Here is a 19,756-nt window from a genome sequence, read left to right on the forward strand (position 1 = left end):
CGCCCTGGCAGACCTGACAGCAGAGGCCGCTCTCCCTAGGGGGAGCGGCCTCTGCTCTTAATCCAGGCTGCTTAGCGGGCACGGCTGCGCAACCCGCTGCCCACCGCCATCAGGTTGGTCAACAGGTCGTCGAAAAGCGCCGCAGCAGACTTGGCCGAATCACCGGGCCAATGGTGCACCGGGTGGGCGGCGCCCTGGATCTGCTGCCAGTTGGCCTGTTCGGGTATGCGTGGACTCAGGAGGAGTTCGCCGAACATGGACTCCATCTCAGCCAGCCGGTACGTGTGTTCGGATGAACCCGTCCGGACCCGGTTGGCCACGATGCCTGCAGGGGAAAGGTTGGGTGCAAATTCCTGCCGGAACAGCTGGATTGCCCTCATGGTGCGTTCCGTTCCGGCCACCGAAAACAAGCCGGGCTCGGCAACGAGTGCCACCTTGTCGCTCGCGGACCAGGCCATCCGGGTAAGCCCGTTGAGCGACGGCGGGCAGTCGATCAGGACGAGATCATAGGTGTCCGCGCCTGCCAGGACGGACGAGAGCCGCCGGAGGTCACGGCGGCCAAGGTCCGGGCGGTCGTAGATGCCCGTGTAGGCAGAGCCGACGGCGACGTCCAGGACAGCGGGCCCGGAACCGTTGGCCTGGGCGTACGCCGTCCAGCTGCTGCCCACGACGTTCTCGGCCAGCTTGGCGCGGCGGGGGCTCTTCAGCATCCTGCCGATATCGAGCTGGTCACCGGGCTGCACGCCGAGGGCCGTGGTCGCGTCCGCGTGGGGGTCAAGATCCACCACAAGCGTGCGGACGCCCGCGGCCAGCGCCGCAGACGCCAATCCTGTGGTGACGGAAGTCTTGCCGACTCCACCCTTAAGGCTGCTGATGCTGACTACTTGCACTTGAGAGACCAAAACCTAACGCCGGATGCCGTGTTGGGAGTAATGTTTGCTCCGGCAGAGCCGAAGCCGGACGGTCCTGCCGCCCTACTCATCATATGTGGATGCGCCGTTGAATCCTGCTTTCCGGGGACTCGGCATGGCATCGGCTGTGCTGCCGGGGCGGATTCCGCCGGGCCGGCTAAAGCAATCGGGACATGACGGGGAAATCTGTGACAGTCGACACAAAGATTTGTGTTTGTCCTTGTAGGTCCTAGACACTGTGACCACTCACCGATCCACCCGCAATGATGCAGGAGAAGTATGTTTTCCAAAGTTCTGGTGGCCAACCGCGGCGAAATCGCGATCAGGGCCTTCCGCGCCGGCTACGAGCTGGGCGCCAAGACCGTTGCCGTTTTTCCAAATGAGGATAGAAACTCGATCCACCGCCAGAAAGCGGACGAGGCCTACCTGATTGGCGAGGAAGGGCACCCCGTCCGGGCATACCTGGACGTCGCCGAGGTCATCCGGGTGGCGAAGGAGTCCGGTGCGGACGCCATCTACCCCGGTTACGGCTTCCTCTCCGAGAACCCCGACCTGGCACGCGCGGCCAAGGACGCCGGGATCACTTTCGTTGGGCCGCCGGCGGAAGTGCTGGAGCTTGCAGGCAATAAGGTTGCCGCGCTTAAGGCTGCCCGTGATGCCGGTGTTCCGGTCCTGAAATCCAGTCAGCCCTCCAAGGACCTGGACGAGCTGCTGGCAGCGGCAGACGAGATCGGCTTCCCCATTTTCGCCAAGGCCGTGGCCGGCGGCGGAGGCCGCGGCATGCGCCGGGTGGACACCCGCGAAGCACTTCCTGAGGCCCTGAAGTCAGCCATGCGCGAAGCGGACGCGGCGTTCGGTGACCCCACCATGTTCCTGGAACAGGCAGTACTGCGCCCGCGGCACATCGAGGTGCAGATTCTCGCGGATGCCGAAGGCAACGTCATGCACCTGTTCGAGCGCGACTGCTCCATTCAGCGCCGGCACCAGAAGGTCATTGAGATCGCCCCCGCCCCGAACCTGGACGAGAACATCCGGCAGGCCCTTTACCGGGACGCCGTCAAGTTCGCCCAGGCGCTGAACTACGTTAACGCGGGCACCGTCGAGTTCCTCGTGGACACTGTGGGTGAGCGGGCCGGGCAGCACGTGTTCATCGAGATGAACCCGCGCATCCAGGTGGAGCACACAGTCACGGAGGAAGTCACCGACGTCGACCTGGTGCAGGCACAGATGAGGATCGCCGCCGGTGAGACTTTGGCGGACCTTGGCCTTTCCCAGGAAACGGTGCACCTCAAGGGCGCAGCCCTGCAGAGCCGCATCACCACCGAGGACCCCGCCAACGGCTTCCGGCCCGACGTCGGAAAGATCAGCGGCTACCGGTCCGCCGGTGGTGCAGGCGTACGGCTCGACGGCGGTACGGTCTACTCGGGTGCCGAGATCAGCCCGCACTTCGACTCCATGCTGGTCAAGCTCACCTGCCGGGGCAGGGACTACCCTGCGGCAGTGGCACGGGCCCGCCGCGCCCTCGCGGAGTTCCGCATTCGCGGGGTGTCCACTAACATCTCCTTCCTGCAGGCGGTGCTTGACGATCCGGACTTCATCGCCGGCAACGTTGCCACCAACTTCATCGATGAGCGCCCGCAGCTGCTGAAGGCGAGGGTGTCCGCGGACCGTGGCACCAAACTCCTGACCTGGCTGGCAGAGGTCACCGTCAACAAGCCCAACGGCGAGTTGACAGTCCACTCCAACCCGGCGGACAAGCTTCCGTCCGTGAAGGGAAAGCAGGCGGCCCCCGGTTCGCGGCAGAAGCTCCTTGAGCTGGGACCCGAAGGGTTTGCCAGGGCGCTCCGCGAACAGAACCCCGTGGCGGTTACGGACACCACGTTCCGGGACGCACACCAGTCGCTCCTGGCTACCCGTGTCCGCACCCGCGACCTTGTGGCCGCCGGCCCGGCCGTCAGTGCGCTGATGCCGGAGCTGCTGTCCGTCGAAGCCTGGGGCGGTGCCACGTATGACGTCGCACTTCGCTTCCTGGGCGAAGATCCCTGGGACCGTCTGGCGGCGCTGCGCAAGGCTCTGCCGAATGTCTGCCTGCAGATGCTGCTCCGCGGCCGCAACACCGTCGGTTACACGCCTTACCCCGAAGAGGTCACCGAGGCATTCGTCAACGAGGCCGCAGCGACCGGCATCGATATCTTCCGCATCTTCGATGCGCTCAACGACGTCAGCCAGATGGCGCCCGCCATCCGCGCTGTCCGGGCTACGGGCACCGCCGTCGCAGAAGTGGCGCTCTGCTACACCGGGGACATGCTGGACCCCGAAGAGACGCTGTACACGCTGGACTACTACCTGGAGCTCGCGCAGAAGATCGTCGACGCCGGCGCGCACATCCTCGCCATCAAGGACATGGCAGGCCTGCTGCGTCCCGCCGCTGCCGCCAAGCTAGTTGCGGCCCTCCGGGAACGCTTCGACCTGCCGGTCCACCTGCACACCCATGACACCGCAGGCGGCCAGCTGGCCACCTTGCTCGCGGCTGTGGACGCCGGTGTCGATGCCGTGGATGTGGCCGCCGCATCCCTGGCCGGAACCACCAGCCAGCCGTCGGCGTCGGCCCTGGTCGCAGCACTGGCACACACCCCCCGGGACACCGGCCTCAGCCTCGCTGCTGTCAGCTCCATGGAGCCGTACTGGGAGGCTGTCCGCCGCGTCTACGCGCCGTTCGAGTCGGGGCTCCCGGGCCCAACAGGCCGTGTCTACCAGCACGAGATCCCGGGTGGCCAGCTGTCCAACCTCCGCCAGCAGGCAATGGCGCTGGGGCTGGGGGAGCGGTTCGAGGCAATCGAGGACATGTACACGGCCGCTGACCGCATCCTGGGCCGCCTGGTGAAGGTGACACCGTCCTCCAAGGTGGTGGGCGACCTCGCCCTGCACCTGGTGGGCCTTAACGCAGACCCGGCGGACTTCAACGAGAACCCCCAGAACTACGACATCCCCGATTCAGTTATCGGTTTCCTGTCCGGTGAACTGGGTGACCCTCCCGGCGGCTGGCCGGAACCCTTCCGTACCAAGGCGCTCCAGGGCAGGAGCGTGAAGGTCCGCGACGCAGAGCTCAGCGCCGAGGACAGCGCTGCGCTGAAGGCTGACTCCAAGACCCGCCAGCACACGCTGAACCGGCTGCTTTTCGACGGGCCCACGAAGGACTACCTCAAGAGCGTCGAAACCTACGGCAACATCTCTGTCCTGGATACCCGCGACTACCTCTACGGCCTCCAGCGCGGCATGGAGCACGAAATCCAGCTGGAGCGCGGCGTCCGGCTGATCGCTTCGCTGGAAGCCGTCTCCGAGCCGGATGAAAAGGGCATGCGCACCGTCATGTGTACGCTCAACGGCCAGTCCCGGCCCGTGGTGGTGCGCGACCGCTCCGTGGTCAGCAACGTCAAGGCCGCCGAAAAGGCAGATCCGGCGCAGCCGGGACACGTGGCTGCCCCGTTTGCCGGCGCCGTTACGGTCACCGTCAAGGCCGGCGACACCGTCAGCGCCGGCGACACCGTGGCCACCATCGAGGCCATGAAGATGGAGGCATCCATCACGACGCCGGTGGACGGCAAGGTTTCCCGGCTCGCCATCTCCTCAGTGGAGCAGGTGCAGGGCGGGGACCTGCTCCTCGTCGTGGAGCAATAGCCGCAAGGCATTAGCGACAACGAAAGGGTCCTCCCGGCGGGAGGACCCTTTCGTTGTCTCTGGCCTAGGACCGGGGAGCGGCGTACATTTCCTCGATGACGGTCTCGAAGTCCTTCATCACCTGTGCCCGCTTCACCTTCATGGAGGGGGTCAGGTGACCGGAGGCTTCAGTGAAGTCCGCGGGGACGATCCGGAACGACTTGATGGCCTCGGCCTGGGACACGGACCCATTTGCGGCGGTGATCAGGTCCTGGACCGCTGCCTTGACCACCGGGTTGGCGGCAGCGTCAGCGAGGGATGTGTCGGCGGGGAGGCCGTGGCGCTGAAGCCACCCCGGCAGGGCCTCCTGGTCCAGCGTGACAAGGGCACCGATGAACGGCCGGTTGTCACCGACCACCAGGACCTGCGAGACGAGGGCGTCAGCGCGGATCTGGTCCTCAAGCAGGGCGGGGATAACGTTCTTGCCGCCGGCGGTGACGATGATCTCCTTCTTGCGGCCCGTGATCCACACGAAGCCGTCCTCGTCCAGCCGGCCAATGTCGCCGGTGCGGAACCAGCCGTCGGAGAACGTTTCCGCTGTCAGGTCCTCCCGCTTGTAGTAGCCGCGCATGACGCAGACGCCCTTTGCCAGGATCTCGCCGTCGTCGGCAATCTTGACGGCGTTGCCGGGCAGGGGTTTGCCCACAGAACCGATCTTGATCCGGGATGGTGTGTTGACGGAGATGGGGGCTGTGGTTTCGGTCAGCCCATAGCCCTCCAGCACCTGCAGGCCGATGCCCTGGAAGAAGTGGCCCAAACGTTCGCCGAGGGGACCGCCGCCGGACACCGCGTGGGCAACCTGTCCACCCATTGCCGCGCGGAGCTTGCTGTAGACCAGCCTGTCGAACAGGGCGTGGCGCAGCTTCAGTCCAAGGCCTACATGTCCCGCCTGCCGTGCCTTGGAGTAGGCGATGGCGGTATCGGCTGCCTTGTGGAAGATGGCGCCCTTGCCGCCGTCCTCCGCCTTGGTCAGTGCCGAGTTGTACACCTTCTCGAACACCCTTGGTACGGCAAGGATGAACGTAGGCTCGTAGCTCTTCAGGTCGGCGAGCAGGTTCTTGATGTCCGGTGTATGCGCCACCGTGGTTCCGGCAGCCATGGCGAGGACCGAGATGAACCTGGCGAAGACGTGGGCCATGGGCAGGAACATGATGGTCCTGGCGTTCTCGTGGACGATCTCGCCGATGATGGCCAGGGCGTTGTCCGACAGCTCCACGAAGTTGCCGTGGGTCAGTTCACAGCCCTTTGGACGGCCCGTGGTTCCCGACGTGTAGATGATCGTGGCAATGTCCGTAAGCTTTGCCGATTTCCGCCGGGACTCCAGCTCGTCGTCGCTGACGCTGCGGCCGGCATCCCGAAGGGCATCCAGTCCTGCGCCCTCCAACTGCCAGACATGCTGGAGCGCGGTGAGGCCTTCAGCTGAGACCGCCTGGCGGATGACATTCTCGTGGTGGGCGGCCTCGCCGAAAGCGCCAACAGCGCCGGAGTCGCCGAGGTTCCACGCCACCTGCGACGGCGAGGAGGTTTCGTAGATGGGAACGGAGACGCCGCCGGCAAACCAGATGGCAAAGTCCACAAGCGCCCATTCATAACGGGTGCGGGACATAATGCCCACCCGGTCCCCGGCCCCAACGCCACTGGCCATCAGGCCCTTCGCCAGAGCCCTGACGTCCGCAAGGAATTCGGTGGCGGAAACGTCCTGCCAGGCGCCGGCTGGATCCAGCCGCGAAAACAATGCCGGGTTGCTGGCCTTTTCCGCCTGCCGCAGCACCAGGTCGGTGATATTGGTTTCCGGTGGAACAACAACGAGAGGCGGAACACTGAATTCGCGCACTATAGCTCCTTTGATATCCGAAGTCCCGCTCAGGGGTATGCCTAAAGACTAGTACGCCGCCGCGGGGTCATGCAGTATCTAAAGCTACTGATGGGTAACTTGGCCGTCAATGGCGCTTCTGCCCGGGACGCGGCGAACGTCCCGCCACCGGTGCGGCTGAAAACCTAGAATGGGGAATTATGTACGCACAGCCCTCCGGCGAGCAGGCCGGTTCCCTCAGAAGACCCGCCCCGTGGAGGCGGCGGTCCGCCTCCTACCGGGCCGGAATAAGGCAGGGCAACGGCTTTCGCGAACAGATTCGCCTTGGCCGCAAAGGGCTCGCCATCGGAATCGATATCGGCGGCACCAAGGTGGCGGCCGGTGTGGTCGATGGCGACGGCAGGATCCTGAGCGAATCCCGCCGGTCCACTCCAGGCACGGACCCCCGGGCTGTGGAACAGGTCATCGTGGAACTGGTTGAAGAGCTTGGCAGGGGGCACCGGATCCGGTCTGTGGGAATCGGCGCGGCCGGCTGGATGGACCTCGACGGCGGCACCGTGCTTTTCAGTCCGCACCTGGCCTGGCGCAATGAACCTTTGAGGGCCAACCTGCAGCAACTCCTCCGGCGGCCGGTGCTGCTGGCCAACGATGCCGACGCAGCTGCCTGGGCGGAATGGCGCTTCGGGGCAGGGCAGCGCGAGGACCGGCTGGTCTGCATCACCCTGGGCACAGGGATCGGCGGGGCGATGGTCATGGACGGCAGGGTGGAGCGCGGGCGGTTCGGCGTGGCCGGCGAGTTCGGGCACCAGGTCATCATGCCAGGCGGGCACCGCTGCGAGTGCGGCAACCGCGGGTGCTGGGAGCAATATGCATCGGGCAACGCCTTGGGGCGTGAGGCGAGGATTCTCGCCAGGAGCAACTCGCCGATGGCCCAGGACCTGCTGGCCGCTGTGGCCGGGCATACCGAGACCATCACCGGGACTGTTGTCACCGAACTTGCGTTGGCGGGCGACGCCGCCTCCCGGGAACTGATTGAGGAAGTGGGCGAATGGCTCGGCCTCGGGCTCGCCAATCTGGCCGCAGCGCTGGACCCGGGACTATTCGTTATCGGTGGCGGGCTGTGCTCGGCGGGAGACCTTCTGGTGGAACCGGCACGGAAGGCGTTCGCCCGGAACCTTACCGGCCGCGGCTTCCGTCCGGCGGCCGGCATCCAGCTTGCCGCCCTCGGACCCAACGCCGGCCTGATTGGTGCGGCAGACCTGTCCAGGGTGAGCAGCAGGGTCCGCAGCTGACAGATCCGCCATTCCGCGCCGGCCGGCAGGAAGGGTGCCCGGCCGGGCTGGAACCGGTGGGCCCGCGCTAAACCCTGGCCCCGTCGTCGTCCTCGTCTTTTTCCTGCGGAAGCTTCATGATGAGGTACACCGTTCCCAGCACGAACGCAGCCACAATGCCCAGGACGGCCAGCAGCGGCGCGGAGCGCCAGAACATCGCTGAGAGCAGCAGCGCCACCGGGCCGCCCACCGCAGCCAGCCAGGCGAGCATGGTCAGCGGGTCCGTACCGGCCAGGCTGGGCGGTTCCTCCGGCACGAAGGTGCCCTCGTCGTCGTCCACCTCATAATCCCGCGGACCCGCCGGTGGTCCGTCCGCATCAGCGCCACGGGCGCTTGCGCCGGCTGTCCGGGAAGCCTCACGGTCCGCCGCGGACAGTTCGGTGGGCGCCGCGGAGGCCAGGCCCAGCGGGTCGAAGTCCCGGAATGAAGCCCCCTGCCCCGGGCGGGCTGCCGGTATACCGGGTTCAGCGGTCACGCCGGGTTCCGTTGTGCCGGAGCGGGGGTCAGTTGTTCGGGCGCGCGGTTCAGTGAACGGGGGTTCCGATTCCAGGCGCGCCACCAGGTCCAGCCATACGGCATCGTCGTGGTTCGAGCCCTGGTCGGGGGAGTCGGAGGGGCCGGAGTCATGCCTGTTCATGCCGGACCTCCTGCCCTGTCACTGCCGGCGCTCCGGTGCCCAATGGTGCGGAATCAGAAAGCACCCGGCGAATGAACTCCAGCGATCCCTGAAAGATCTGTTCGGCGTCGTTGTCCATAGTGGCCACATGGTAGCTGTTTTCGAGCCGGACCAGCTCCAACGGTGCGTGCGTCAACCCGCGCCGCAGCGCCGCGATACTCGAATCGGAGACCACGTGGTCCACCGTGGACCGGTAAACCTGCACGGGGGCGGTGACCCGGGGGAGAAGCCGGATGGTGTCCCTGAACATTTTGTTCAGCTCATGGGCGGCGGCTACCGGGGTGCGCGGGTAGGCGCCCTCGTCCATTCCCGCCTTCAGGATGTCATTGGCGATGGCAGGCGTGCTTTTCATGACCAGCTTCAGGATCCCGGCCAAGGGTGCGCGGGGATCGTCAATGACCAGTCCCGGATTTACCAGGAGCACCCCGGCGACCGGCCTCGTGGCCCCGATCCGCAGTGCGAGTGCGCCGCCCATGCTCAGCCCGGCAGAGAAGACGTGGTCGCACTCGGCCTCTAGTTCGAGGTACGCGTCATCCAGGGCGCCGTGCCACTGCTGCCACCGGGTCCTGGCAAGGTCCTCCCAGCTGGTGCCGTGGCCGGGCAGCAGGGGCATCCGCACCGCGAAGCCAGCGGCGGCAAAGGCGTGGGCCCAGGTGCGGAGTCCGTGCGGGCTGCCGGTGAACCCGTGGGAGAGGACCACGCCAGTCCGGGGCCCTTCGCCACTGGACACGCTGCTGAAGGGACTGTGGTCCGGGCTGGAGGTCATGGGGTCTCCGAAGTGCTGGTCTGGCGTGCATGGGCACGAACGAATGCGCTGGACCTGGCGAAAATTTCCGGCGCGTCAACGTCAAGCGTAGCCACATGGCCGCTGCTATCAAGGTCAACTACTTCCACAAGGTTGGCACCCAGCCGTTTTCGAAGCATTTCCAGGGAAGTTGGTGGGACAACGGCATCCGTCCGCGACTTGAACACCTGGACCGGGGCTGTGACGCGTGGCAGTCCACGGATGGCGGCCCCAAACAGCTTCTTGAGTTCGTGCACTGCGGAGAGGGGAGTCCGGGAGTAGTCGCCGTCCTCGGTGACGGCCGCCGTCGGCTGTTCTTCCTGGATGGGGACGGTGGTCCGCTGGAAGTACTTCAGTACCCCAATGACACGGACCCGGCGGTCATAGAAACTCAAACCCGGGTTAACTACGGATACGCCTGCCACATTGTGCCGGGACGCGGCAAGCAATGCCACTGCGCCGCCCATGGACAGTCCGGCCACAAAGCAGGTCTCGGTGCGCCCCTGAAGTTCCAGGAAGGCCGCCTCAAAGCTGCTGTACCAATCTCCCCAACCGGTGCGCGCGAGTTGCCGCCAATCAGTTCCGTGCCCGGGCAACAGCGGGACGGTCACGGCATATCCCTGTCCGGCAAGGTGCTCCGCCCACGGCATGACACTCAGGGGACTGCCAGTGAAGCCGTGGCAGATGGCCACGCCAATCGTGGCATTGGCCCCGTGGCCGGGATAGCTGAAAGCAGCAGGACGGGGCGGGATACTGCTTTCAGTCATGCCTCCATCGTGTCACTGTTCCCGGCAAATCTCACTAGAGTAGGGTTGCATTGAACTGCTGACCAGGCCCGGTGCGGAGCCTGGGAGCCGCCTTCCGGAGAGGTTCACCACGTGTTTTATTGGGTCATGAAAAGGATCTTCCTCGGTCCGGTTCTGAAGCTTCTTTTCCGCCCCTGGGTCAAGGGCCTGGACAATATTCCGCTCCAGGGTGCGGCAATTATCGCCTCCAACCACCTGTCTTTCTCCGACTCCATCTTCATGCCGCTTATGGTCCGCCGTCCCGTGGTCTTTTTGGCCAAATCGGAATACTTCACCGGCACCGGGATCAAGGGCAGGCTGACGGCCCTGTTCTTCCGCCTGACCAATCAACTGCCCATGGACAGGTCCGGTGGCGCCGCGTCCGCACTTTCCCTCAACGCCGGTATGGAGGTCCTGAACCACGGGGGTCTGCTGGGGATTTACCCGGAGGGCACCCGAAGCCCTGACTCCAGGCTGTACCGGGGCAAAGTAGGCGTCGCCCGGCTGGCGCTGCAGGCCGGGGTCCCCGTCATCCCGGTGGCCATGATCGGCACCGACAAAGTGCAGCCCATCGGGAAGCGGCTGCCCAACATCCGCCGCATCGGCATGATCTTCGGTGAGCCGCTGGACTTCAGCAAGTACCGGGACCAGGCCGAGGACCGTGACGTCCAGCGGAAGGTTACGGACCAGATCATGTTCGAACTGATGCGGCTCTCCGGGCAGGAATATGTGGACGAGTACGCAGCCGTTGTGAAGCTTCGGTTGGCGGGCAAACCGGTGGAACCGGCCGCAGCCGCGGAACCCCTGGCTTCCCCGGCGCCGACGGATGGCGGCTTTCCGGATTCCGGTGCCGGCGGTCCCGGCACCGACCGGGCCCGGCATGGCGACGGCGGCGCTGCCGCTGCCGGATAAGCGGCCACACCTTCCGGCCTGCAGTTGTGACGCCGACCGGAGTTACCGTGACGGTCCGGTGTCCAGCGCACGTGCGCTGCCGTTAGTCTTAGAGGGTGACTGAGCTATCTGCAAAACCCGCCTTTTCGCTGTCCAGCACCGCCCAGAGCGGAGCGGCCAACTATCCCGGACTTGACGACTGGCGGGACCTTCCCATTTCCCAGCAGCCCAGCTGGCAGAGCCGGGAGGTGTTCGACGCCTCGGTGAAGGAACTCTCCGTGCTGCCCCCGCTGGTGTTTGCCGGCGAGGTCGACGTGCTGCGCGAACGCCTTGCGGCTGCGGCACAGGGAAAGGCGTTCCTCCTGCAGGGCGGCGACTGTGCCGAAACCTTCGAGGCCGCCACGGCCGACAAGATCAGCGCCCGCGTGAAGACCATCCTCCAGATGGCGGTAGTGCTCACCTACGGTGCGGCGATGCCGGTCATCAAAATGGGCCGGATGGCCGGGCAGTTCGCCAAGCCCCGCTCGTCCAATGACGAAACACGTGAGGGCGTTACACTTCCCGCCTACCGCGGCGACATCGTCAACGGGTACGACTTCACGCCTGAGTCCCGTGGCCACGATGCCGCACGCATGCTCCGCGCGTACCACACGTCCGCTTCCACACTGAACCTCATCCGGGCGTTCACCCAGGGCGGTTTCGCGGACCTGCGCTCGGTGCACCAGTGGAACAAGGGCTTCACCGAAAACCCGGCCCATGCCCGCTACGAGTCGCTGGCCCGCGACATCGACCGTGCCATCCAGTTCATGGCTTCCTGCGGTGCCGACTTCGAGGCCCTCAAGCGCGTCGAATTCTTCGCGAGCCATGAGGCCCTCCTGCTGGACTACGAGCGCGCACTGACCCGGATCGACTCCCGTACCGGCTTCCCGTACGACACGTCGGCCCACTTCCTGTGGATCGGCGAGCGGACCCGGGAACTGGACCACGCCCATGTGGACTTCCTGTCGCGCGTACGTAACCCCATCGGCGTCAAGCTGGGTCCGTCCACCACCGGTGACGATGCCCTGCGCCTGATCGACAGGCTGGATCCGGAACGCGAGCCGGGCCGCCTGACGTTCATTACCCGCATGGGTGCGGGCAACATCCGCGAAAAGCTGCCCGCCATCGTCGAGAAGGTCACCGCGTCCGGCGCCCAGGTGCTGTGGGTTACCGACCCCATGCACGGCAACACGGTTACGTCCCCCAACGGTTACAAGACGCGGAACTTCGACGACGTCATCGACGAGGTGCGCGGCTTCTTCGAGGTGCACCACGCGCTGGGAACAGTCCCCGGCGGGCTTCACGTCGAAATGACCGGCGACGACGTGGCGGAATGCCTGGGCGGTGCCGATCCGATTGACCAGGACGCTTTCCTCGACCGCTACGAGTCGGTCTGCGATCCGCGGCTGAACCACATGCAGTCGCTGGAAATGGCCTTCCTGGTAGCCGGCGCGCTCGCCCGGCACTGATCCTGGCAGGTGGTGTGGGCGGTGCCTCCGCCTACACCACCGTCAGGGTAACCACTGAACCTTCGGGCACCTCGGTGTCCACCGGATCCTGGGCCCGCACAGTTCCAAAGAAGCCGCCCAGCACGTTGTTGACCCGCACCTCGAAGCCCAGGGCCTCCAGGGCCCTTCGGGCCTCCGTGGCCTGCCGGCCGATGTAGCTGGGCACTTCCACCATCCTGGGACCCTTTGAGATGGTCAGCGTTACTGTCCCGCCACGGGTCAGTGTCCCACTGGCCGGTGTCTGGCTGACGACCGCCCCCTCTGGAATGTTCCTGTGGAACACCTCCTCGCGCGCCACCTCCGCCGTCAGGCCAACACCCTCGATGGCGTCCACGGCGGCGGCCTCGTCCTGCCCAACCACGGAAGGAACCTGGATGGGCTGGGGTCCCTTGGAAACCGCCATTCCCACAGGTGTGCCGCGGCGGGCAGGGGTGCCGGCGGCCGGCTCCTGGGACAGGACAACGCCTGCTGCGGCTTCCTCGTTAAACTCTTCCGTGACGGCGCCAAGGGCCATGCCGGCAGCGTTAAGGGAGTCCTTGGCTTCCTCAAGAGTGCCGCCTGTCAGCTCCGGCAGGGGGAAGAGCTGGGGCCCTTTCGAGACAAACAGGGACACCGGCTGATATTTACGGATTTCCGTCCCGGCCTCCGGTTCGCTGCCCACCACCAGACCGGTCGGGACGTCGTCGTCGAACACATCGCTGGTAGTGGACCTGTACCCGGCGTCGCTCAGGAGCTGCTGGGCCTGGGCCACGGTCTTGTTTGCTACCTCGGGAATAGTGGCGGCAGCACCCGGACCCATGCCGAAGAACCATCCGGCTCCCGTGGCCAGCAGGGCCGCGAGGACCAGGACAACCACCCATAGGGCGCCCCGCCGGCGGGGATTGCCCTCGCGAAGGGTGCGGGCCGGCGTGGCGGCAGCCCGGGCGCGGGCTTTCCCGTCTTCCTTCTCGGCTTTTCGCTGCGCCCTCTTGCTGGGCAGCTTCGGCGGGGGAGACCACGGCTCTTCCACGTCCTCACCCGGCGGTGTGAGAACGTGGCTTCCACTTCCACGCACGGCTGCAGGGCCTTCGCTCCGCACGTCCTCCCCGCGCCCTTGCCCGGGGACGTAAGGAGGTGGGGCCGGCCGGCCGGAAGGCATTATGGTGGTCGGATTGTTGCTCCGTGCAATGAACTCCGTGCGGTTCCGGGACCCCGCACCGTCCTGGACGGCGGCCATGGCCCCGGGGTCACCGTGAACCATTGCGCTGCCGGCCACAGCCCCCGGAGGATGCAGATCCAGTTCGGAGTCCGTCAGGTTGGTTCGGATGTGGCGCAGCTCCTGAAGCAGCGCATTCGCGTCCACCGGCCGGTTTTCCGGATCATTCGCAGTGCACCACTGCACGAGCTCGTCAACTTCGCCGGCCAAACCAGGGACCAGGGCGGAAGGTGGCCCCACGGTCCCGTTGACGTGCTGGTAGGCAACCTGGATGGGGACCTCGCCGTCGAACGGCTGTTGTCCGGTGAGCATTTCGAACAGCATGATGCCAACGGAGTAAACGTCGCTCCGGGCGTCCGCGGGCTTGCCCAGGACAAGTTCGGGGGAGACGTACGCAACTGTTCCCAGCAGGGTTCCGGAGCTCGTGGACGTCGAGACCGCACGAGCCAGGCCAAAGTCCCCGATTTTGATCCTGCCATCGTCCGCGATCAGGACGTTTTCGGGTTTCACATCGCGGTGGATGAAGCCTGCGGCATGGGCAGCAGCCAGGCCTTCAACCACGGGGTCAATGAGTGCCAGGGCCAACCGGGGCGGAAGGGCGCCTTTGTCGTTAATAACGTCACGGAGGGTATGGCCCTTGATGTATTCCATGACCAGGTATGCCGTATTGCCGTCGTTGCCCTGGTCCAGAACACCCACTACGTGCGGATGCGACAACCGGGCTGCGGCCTTGGCCTCGCGCCCCAGCCGGCCCAGGAAGCTCTCATCGGCGGCGAGGTGCGGGTGGAGCACCTTCAGCGCAACCTCCCGCTCCAGCCGCTGGTCCACCGCCAGGTAGACCGTGGACATGCCGCCGCGCGCCAGCCGGGACCGGACGGCGTAGCGGTTGTCCACCAGCGTTCCTGCAAAAGGGTCAGACACGTGATCCTGCACCCTTCGATCCTAAGCCCGCAACGAAACGGGTCCGAAACCGGTAACCGGTTCGGACCCGTGCCCAAAATGTCTCGATGGCCTCGGCCGTTTCAGGCGGGCAGGGACTAGCGGAAGTTCTTCTGGTGTGCCTTGATGGCGGCGACGTAGGCCTTGGTGTCGTCGTACATGCCGTACTTGCTGACCGAATACTGGCCCTGGTAGTAGCCGGCGATTGCCGTGTCCTGGTCCTTGCTGGTAGCCAGGAGCTGGCGGATGATCGCCACGCCCGCGGTCGCGTTGTCATACGGGTCCAGGAGGTTCAATTTCCGTCCCACCAAGTCAGACGCCCACTGGCCGGACGTGGGGATCACCTGCATGGTGCCGATGGCGTTGGCGGGGGAGACCGCGCGCTGGTCGAAGCCTGACTCCTGGTGTGCAAAGGCGAGGGCCAGCGAGGGATCCACGCCCATGCGGCGGGCCGTGTCGCCCACGATGTTCCGCATTTCGGCGCGGGACGGCACCGGCGACGCGTTCAGCAGCGCTTTGTTCGCATTGGCCGAGCTGACCACGGCCGCGGGGTAGCTGAACCCAAGGAACGTACTGGGCACGAGCGGAGTGACGGTGGCTGCCGGCTGCGGGGCGGCGCCCTGGCCCGATGCGCCTGGGATAACCAGTTTGTTGCCCGGGTAGATAACAGAGGTCATGCTCATCCGGTTGGCAGACAGCAGCTCGGAGAGCTTGACGCCGTGACGTGACGCGATGGCGGAGAGTGTGTCACCGGCCTTGACGGTGTAAGACCCGGTGGAGGGTGCGGGCGTAGCGGAAGAGTTCGCCAATGGAGCCGGTGCTGCTGCAGCGGGCGCAGCCGGCGCGGGCTGCCCTCCACCAACCTTGATCTTCTGCCCCGGATAGATGATGGAGCGCATGTTGAGGTTGTTCCAGCTGAAGACATCGGAGAGGCTCACGTTGTGGCGGGCAGCAATGGCCCCCAGCGTGTCGCCGGACTTCACAGTGTAGGTTGCGCCTCCGGCAGGTGCAGCTGCAGGTGCCGGAGCTGCGGCAGGGGCTGCGGGCGCGGCAGGGGCACCGGAAAGTTTAATCTTTTGTCCGGGATAAATGATGGTGTTCGGCTGGAGGTTGTTCAGCTTGAGGACTTCGCCGGTGTTCAGCCCGAACTTCCCGGCAATGCCGCTGATCGTATCGCCGCGGGCGATGGTGTACTCCGCAGGCGCGGAAGGCTGTGCCGGCTTGAAGGCGGCAGGGACGGTGGTGGATACGGAAGACGCCGGAATGACTGTCGCAGTGGCCTGGGCAGCCTGTGCCTTCATTGCCGCGGCCAGGGTTGCAGGAACGGCGCGGGCCGGTTGTTCTGCTGCCGCAGGCTGGGCGAGGGCCAGGGATGACATCACGACCGCGGGCAGCGCCGCAGTGGTGGCGGCAATCATCGGCAGACTCGGCCTCGGGGGCTGCTTGGGCGAGCGGGACATCGTCATGGAAAGAATCCTCTTCTCAACTGCGGGTGCGGACGGGGATGCCGCTGACATTCCTGATACTACTGTTACTTAAGTTATTGCTGTTACGAGGGTGAACAATGTGAATCTCTCACGAATTCGGAAATAGCACAAGAATTCATCGATCGGCTGCAAGGAAACATATGCGGAGTGTCTGCAGGTCAGGGGCGGGGTAAGCCGCATCGACTAGGCGGCAGGGTGCACGCCATGGCAACCTTGATCCGTGAGTAATGTAGAAAACCTTGTGGGCGAATGGCTGCCCCTGCCCGACGTCGCCCGCCTTTTGAATGTTTCCATCACCAGGGTCCATAGCCTTATTGATGAACGCGCATTGGCGGCGGTACGGGTAGGAGAACGCAATATCCGGTCCGTGCCCGCGGAATTCATCCAGGACGGCCAGGTCGTAGACAGCCTGAAGGGCACCATAGTGGTGCTGGCTGACGCAGGGTATTCCGATGAGGACCTTATTGTCTGGCTGTTTACGGCAGACGAATCATTGCGCGGCCGGCCCATCGACGCCCTGCGTGAGGGGCGCAAGACCGAGATCAGGCGCCGGGCCCAGACCCTGGCCTGGTAGCAGAGCCTTAGGAGGCTCGGCTGACTGTCGCCTCAGCCAGCCTCCGCAGGGCGGTTTTCGGCAGTTCGTCGAGCGGCAGGGCCTTGAGGGCCTCGAACGCCGCCGAACCGAACTCGTTAATAAGGACCTCCGTGGCCTGCAGCGCCCCGGATTCCTCGATAATCCGCCGGATCTCCCGGATGTCTTCGTCCGACAGGTCCTGACGGCCCAGCCTCGCATCGACGAACCCGGACTCAGCAGCCGAGGCCTGGTCAAGCGCCAGGGCGATCAGGACGGTCCTCTTGCCTTCGCGCAGATCGTCCCCGGCCGGCTTTCCGGTGGTGAGCGGGTCGCCAAAGACGCCCAGCACATCATCGCGAAGCTGGAAAGCCTCGCCCAGGGGGAGCGCGAACGCGGAGTAGCCGCGAAGCAGTTCATTGGAAGCTCCCGCCAGGGCTCCGCCCAGGGCCAGCGGATGCTCAGTGGAATACTTGGCGCTCTTGAAGCGGATGATCGACTGGGCCCGGCTGACGGCGCCTGCCCGGTCCCGCACCGGGCCCGCCACCTCCTCAAGGATGTCGAGGTACTGCCCGGCCATGACCTCCGCCCGCATGAGGTTGAAGATCAGCCTCGCCCTGCTGCCGGAGGCTGCCCGCTCCCCGATGTCCGTGAAGGCCTCCTCGCTGAACGACAGGCAGAGGTCGCCCGCGAGGATTGCTGCCGCCTGGCCGAACCGTTCGCTGTCCAGGGCCCAGCCCTGGGATCCATGCAACTGGCTGAACCGGCGGTGGACACTCGGTCCTCCCCGTCGGGTGTCTGACCGGTCGATGATGTCGTCATGAATCAGTGCGGCCGCCTGGAACAGTTCAAGGGCGGCCCCTGCGGTGACCACTTCCGTGGCATCTGGCTCGCCGCCTGCGCCGCGCCAGCCCCAGTAGCACATAAGTGCCCGAAGGCGCTTGCCTCCGGTCACCAGGTTGGAGATGGAACCCATGATGGGATCAATGTCAGGAGAAATGGCAGACATGACGGACTGCCGCGACGCCAGGAACGCAGTCAATTCACCGGCCACCGCGGCAACGAAGTCCGCCTGTTCGTGCCTCAGTTGCTCCGCGGGGGTCACTTGGCTGACTCAGCTGCCACGTTGGCGCCGATGGTGTACGTGGCGACTCCCGCTGCTTCCACGACGGAGAGGTTCACTGTCTCGTTGTCGCCGCGGACAAAGTCCTTGGAAGCCACTGCCCCAACAGCGTCGCCGGGCACCGCCTTGAAGCCTTGGGACTCAAGGGTTTTGGTGTAGAAATCGATGACGGCAGAGGTGGGGGCCGCCACCGTGGCCACGAGGGCAGCCGTTGCGGGCGCCGACGCTTTGTCGAAGCTGCTCGAAACGACCGTGCCCCCCGGCATGAGCGGCAACAGTTGCTGGGGGAACCCCTCCACCACGGCGCCCACGGTGGCGGAGATGTTGGGCGAAGCTGAGGGGCTGGCCGAGGCAGTCATGGTGGCCTGGGTGGCCGCCGGCGTGGAAGCGGAGGAACCGGACCCGGATGTCGCTGACGGGGTGGGGCTGCAAGCCGCCATGGCCAGGGCTGCGCCGGCAGCGAGAGCGGCCAAGCCAGCGGGCTTGAGGTTTCCAAAGACCGTCACAGGGACTTTCCTCCTGGTATTGATGCCGGATGCAGCCTCCAGTTTAGACAGTCCCAACGGATAGGATTGCAGCCGTGGGGCCCGAAGGTAAGAACCAGCCAGCCGCAGCGCGCCTCCCGGGCCGCCGGCGCAGATGCATCATGCACGTGGACATGGATGCCTTTTTCGTCTCGGTCGAGCTTCGGACGAGGCCTGAACTCCGTGGCAAACCGGTCATCGTTGGTTTTCCGGGGGAGCGTTCAGTTGTCCTGTCCGCTTCCTACGAAGCCAGGGCTTTTGGCGTCAAATCCGCCATGCCCATGGCGGTCGCAACCAGGATTTGCCCGCAGGCGGTCATTATTGAACCGCGCCACAAGGTGTACTACGAGGTGTCGGGTCAGCTGATGGCGATCTTCGAATCGGTTACTGAACTCGTCGAGCCGCTGAGCGTGGACGAAGCGTTCCTCGACGTTACCGGCGCCATTCGCCGGCTGGGTCCCCCCAAGGGAATTGGTGAGCTGATCCGCCGGCAGGTCGTCTCTGAGCTGGGCATCACCGCCTCAGTAGGCATAGCCGAGACCAAGTTTGTGGCCAAGATCGCCTCAACCCGCTGCAAGCCTGACGGCCTGCTCCTGATTGGGCCTGACGAGACCGTGCCCTATCTTCACAGCCTGCCGGTGGGTGCGCTCTGGGGCGTTGGCGCGAAGACCGGGGAGGCTCTGGCCAAGATGGGCATCCGGACTGTGGCGGACGTAGCGGCAACACCGGTTTCTGCCCTTCGAAGAATGCTGGGGGCCACCGGAGAGCATGTTTACCAGCTTTCCTGGGGAATCGATGCGCGGCCGGTGACTCCGGTGCGGCTGGAGAAGAGCATCGGGGCTGAGGAAACCTTCGCCGTGGATACCACGGACGATGCCCTTCTCCACCGGGAACTGCTTCGCCTGTCCCACCGCACCGCCGCCCGGCTGCGCAGCTCAGGAATGGTGGCGCGGACCATTGCCCTGAAGCTCCGTTTCGCCGATTTTTCCACGATCACCCGCAGCCGCACAGTGCAGACTCCGGTGGACAGTGCCCAGCTCATCTATGCCGTGGTTCTTCAGCTGCTGGATTCTGTCGGCGCCCGTGCCATGTCGGTGCGCCTGGTGGGGGTGAGGGCGGAGCAGCTTGAAGACGCTGCCAGGACGTCGCTCCAGTTGAGCATCGATCGGCGGGATGATAACTGGCGTGCGGCAGAGCAGGCGCTGGATGAAGTCACGCGCAAATTCGGCAGTAAGTCCGTCCTGCCTGCAAGGCTGATGGAGCCCGGAAGTGGTGGCGGTCAAACGGCCTGACAGCCGTCCTGGAGGCTGCCTCGAAAGTCATTGCCGTCTTTCAGAACGGCCGTGAACAAACTATCCTTAGAGGTACATAGTTTTTGAGTGACTGGACTTACTGCCGGACCCTCTTGGACATGCTCCCGCTCCGGTGACTGCATGCCAGGTTCCAGCTTTTGCCGATGTTG

General features: G+C 65.3%; 15 protein-coding genes. 6 read left to right on the forward strand and 9 right to left on the reverse strand.

Features of this window, described 5'->3' with window-relative positions; genetic code table 11:
- Positions 1-71: 71 nt before the first annotated feature.
- The gene (locus NXY83_RS08020) at positions 72-890 is read right to left on the reverse strand and encodes a ParA family protein (RefSeq protein WP_258805554.1); all 819 of its coding nucleotides are present in this window, start codon (positions 888-890) and stop codon (positions 72-74) included.
- Positions 891-1,190: 300 nt separating this feature from the next.
- On the opposite strand from NXY83_RS08020, the gene NXY83_RS08025 reads away from it, so the two are divergent.
- Positions 1,191-4,589, forward strand: a complete 3,399-nt coding sequence (locus tag NXY83_RS08025) for a pyruvate carboxylase (protein WP_258805556.1) — start codon at positions 1,191-1,193, stop codon at positions 4,587-4,589.
- A gap of 64 nt (positions 4,590-4,653) precedes the next feature.
- Here the strand turns inward: NXY83_RS08025 and NXY83_RS08030 are convergent, their stop codons facing one another.
- On the reverse strand, positions 4,654-6,462 hold the full coding sequence (locus tag NXY83_RS08030; RefSeq protein WP_258805557.1) for an AMP-dependent synthetase/ligase: 1,809 nt from the start codon (positions 6,460-6,462) through the stop codon (positions 4,654-4,656).
- 179 nt (positions 6,463-6,641) lie between these two features.
- On the opposite strand from NXY83_RS08030, the gene NXY83_RS08035 reads away from it, so the two are divergent.
- Complete coding sequence (locus tag NXY83_RS08035; protein WP_258805558.1) at positions 6,642-7,733, forward strand: ROK family glucokinase; 1,092 nt, start codon at positions 6,642-6,644, stop codon at positions 7,731-7,733.
- Positions 7,734-7,800: 67 nt separating this feature from the next.
- Here the strand turns inward: NXY83_RS08035 and NXY83_RS08040 are convergent, their stop codons facing one another.
- Genes NXY83_RS08040 through NXY83_RS08050 form a run of 3 tightly spaced genes read right to left on the reverse strand, consistent with a single transcriptional unit; the run spans position 7,801 to position 9,999 of the window.
- Complete coding sequence (locus NXY83_RS08040; RefSeq protein WP_258805559.1) at positions 7,801-8,409, reverse strand: hypothetical protein; 609 nt, start codon at positions 8,407-8,409, stop codon at positions 7,801-7,803.
- The gene (locus tag NXY83_RS08045; RefSeq protein ID WP_258805560.1) at positions 8,396-9,214 is read right to left on the reverse strand and encodes an alpha/beta hydrolase; all 819 of its coding nucleotides are present in this window, start codon (positions 9,212-9,214) and stop codon (positions 8,396-8,398) included. The genes NXY83_RS08040 and NXY83_RS08045 overlap by 14 nt, the downstream gene beginning before the upstream one ends.
- A complete protein-coding gene (locus NXY83_RS08050) occupies positions 9,211-9,999 on the reverse strand; it encodes an alpha/beta hydrolase (protein WP_258805561.1) in 789 nt (262 codons plus the stop codon). Before NXY83_RS08050 ends, NXY83_RS08045 begins: the two co-directional genes overlap by 4 nt.
- 111 nt (positions 10,000-10,110) lie before the next feature.
- Here NXY83_RS08050 and NXY83_RS08055 point away from each other — a divergent pair, with 111 nt between their 5' ends.
- Both NXY83_RS08055 and NXY83_RS08060 read left to right on the forward strand, forming a co-directional pair.
- Positions 10,111-10,929, forward strand: coding sequence for a lysophospholipid acyltransferase family protein (locus NXY83_RS08055; RefSeq protein ID WP_258805562.1), 819 nt, complete (start codon positions 10,111-10,113; stop codon positions 10,927-10,929).
- A 95-nt stretch (positions 10,930-11,024) separates the two neighbouring features.
- Complete coding sequence (locus tag NXY83_RS08060; RefSeq protein ID WP_258805563.1) at positions 11,025-12,416, forward strand: class II 3-deoxy-7-phosphoheptulonate synthase; 1,392 nt, start codon at positions 11,025-11,027, stop codon at positions 12,414-12,416.
- Between the two features lie 31 nt (positions 12,417-12,447).
- On the opposite strand, the gene NXY83_RS08065 is transcribed toward NXY83_RS08060, so the two are convergent.
- Positions 12,448-14,583, reverse strand: coding sequence for a protein kinase domain-containing protein (locus NXY83_RS08065; RefSeq protein WP_397427574.1), 2,136 nt, complete (start codon positions 14,581-14,583; stop codon positions 12,448-12,450).
- 104 nt (positions 14,584-14,687) lie between these two features.
- A complete protein-coding gene (locus tag NXY83_RS08070) occupies positions 14,688-16,055 on the reverse strand; it encodes a lytic transglycosylase domain-containing protein (protein ID WP_258805564.1) in 1,368 nt (455 codons plus the stop codon).
- 241 nt (positions 16,056-16,296) lie between these two features.
- Here NXY83_RS08070 and NXY83_RS08075 point away from each other — a divergent pair, with 241 nt between their 5' ends.
- Complete coding sequence (locus NXY83_RS08075; protein WP_258805565.1) at positions 16,297-16,650, forward strand: Rv2175c family DNA-binding protein; 354 nt, start codon at positions 16,297-16,299, stop codon at positions 16,648-16,650.
- Positions 16,651-16,657: 7 nt separating this feature from the next.
- On the opposite strand, the gene NXY83_RS08080 is transcribed toward NXY83_RS08075, so the two are convergent.
- Together NXY83_RS08080 and NXY83_RS08085 are read right to left on the reverse strand one after the other, a co-directional pair.
- Entirely contained in the window at positions 16,658-17,752 is a 1,095-nt protein-coding gene (locus NXY83_RS08080) for a polyprenyl synthetase family protein (protein ID WP_258805566.1), read from the reverse strand.
- Positions 17,749-18,276, reverse strand: coding sequence for a hypothetical protein (locus NXY83_RS08085; protein ID WP_258805567.1), 528 nt, complete (start codon positions 18,274-18,276; stop codon positions 17,749-17,751). The genes NXY83_RS08080 and NXY83_RS08085 overlap by 4 nt, the downstream gene beginning before the upstream one ends.
- Before the next feature lie 74 nt (positions 18,277-18,350).
- On the opposite strand from NXY83_RS08085, the gene dinB reads away from it, so the two are divergent.
- Positions 18,351-19,586 (forward strand): DNA polymerase IV, encoded by a 1,236-nt coding sequence (dinB, locus tag NXY83_RS08090; protein ID WP_258805568.1) that lies wholly within the window; start codon positions 18,351-18,353, stop codon positions 19,584-19,586.
- Positions 19,587-19,756 lie beyond the last annotated feature (170 nt).

It is taken from the genome of Pseudarthrobacter sp. NS4 (assembly GCF_024758005.1).
Lineage (GTDB): Bacteria > Actinomycetota > Actinomycetes > Actinomycetales > Micrococcaceae > Arthrobacter.

Coding starts and splice junctions, on each gene's coding strand:
- NXY83_RS08025 (WP_258805556.1), top strand. CDS start 1,191: ATGTTTTCCAAAGTTCTGGTGGCCAACCGCGGCGAAATCGCGATCAGG.
- NXY83_RS08035 (WP_258805558.1), top strand. CDS start 6,642: ATGTACGCACAGCCCTCCGGCGAGCAGGCCGGTTCCCTCAGAAGACCC.
- NXY83_RS08040 (WP_258805559.1), bottom strand. CDS start 8,409: ATGAACAGGCATGACTCCGGCCCCTCCGACTCCCCCGACCAGGGCTCG.
- NXY83_RS08045 (WP_258805560.1), bottom strand. CDS start 9,214: ATGACCTCCAGCCCGGACCACAGTCCCTTCAGCAGCGTGTCCAGTGGC.
- NXY83_RS08050 (WP_258805561.1), bottom strand. CDS start 9,999: ATGACTGAAAGCAGTATCCCGCCCCGTCCTGCTGCTTTCAGCTATCCC.
- NXY83_RS08070 (WP_258805564.1), bottom strand. CDS start 16,055: ATGACGATGTCCCGCTCGCCCAAGCAGCCCCCGAGGCCGAGTCTGCCG.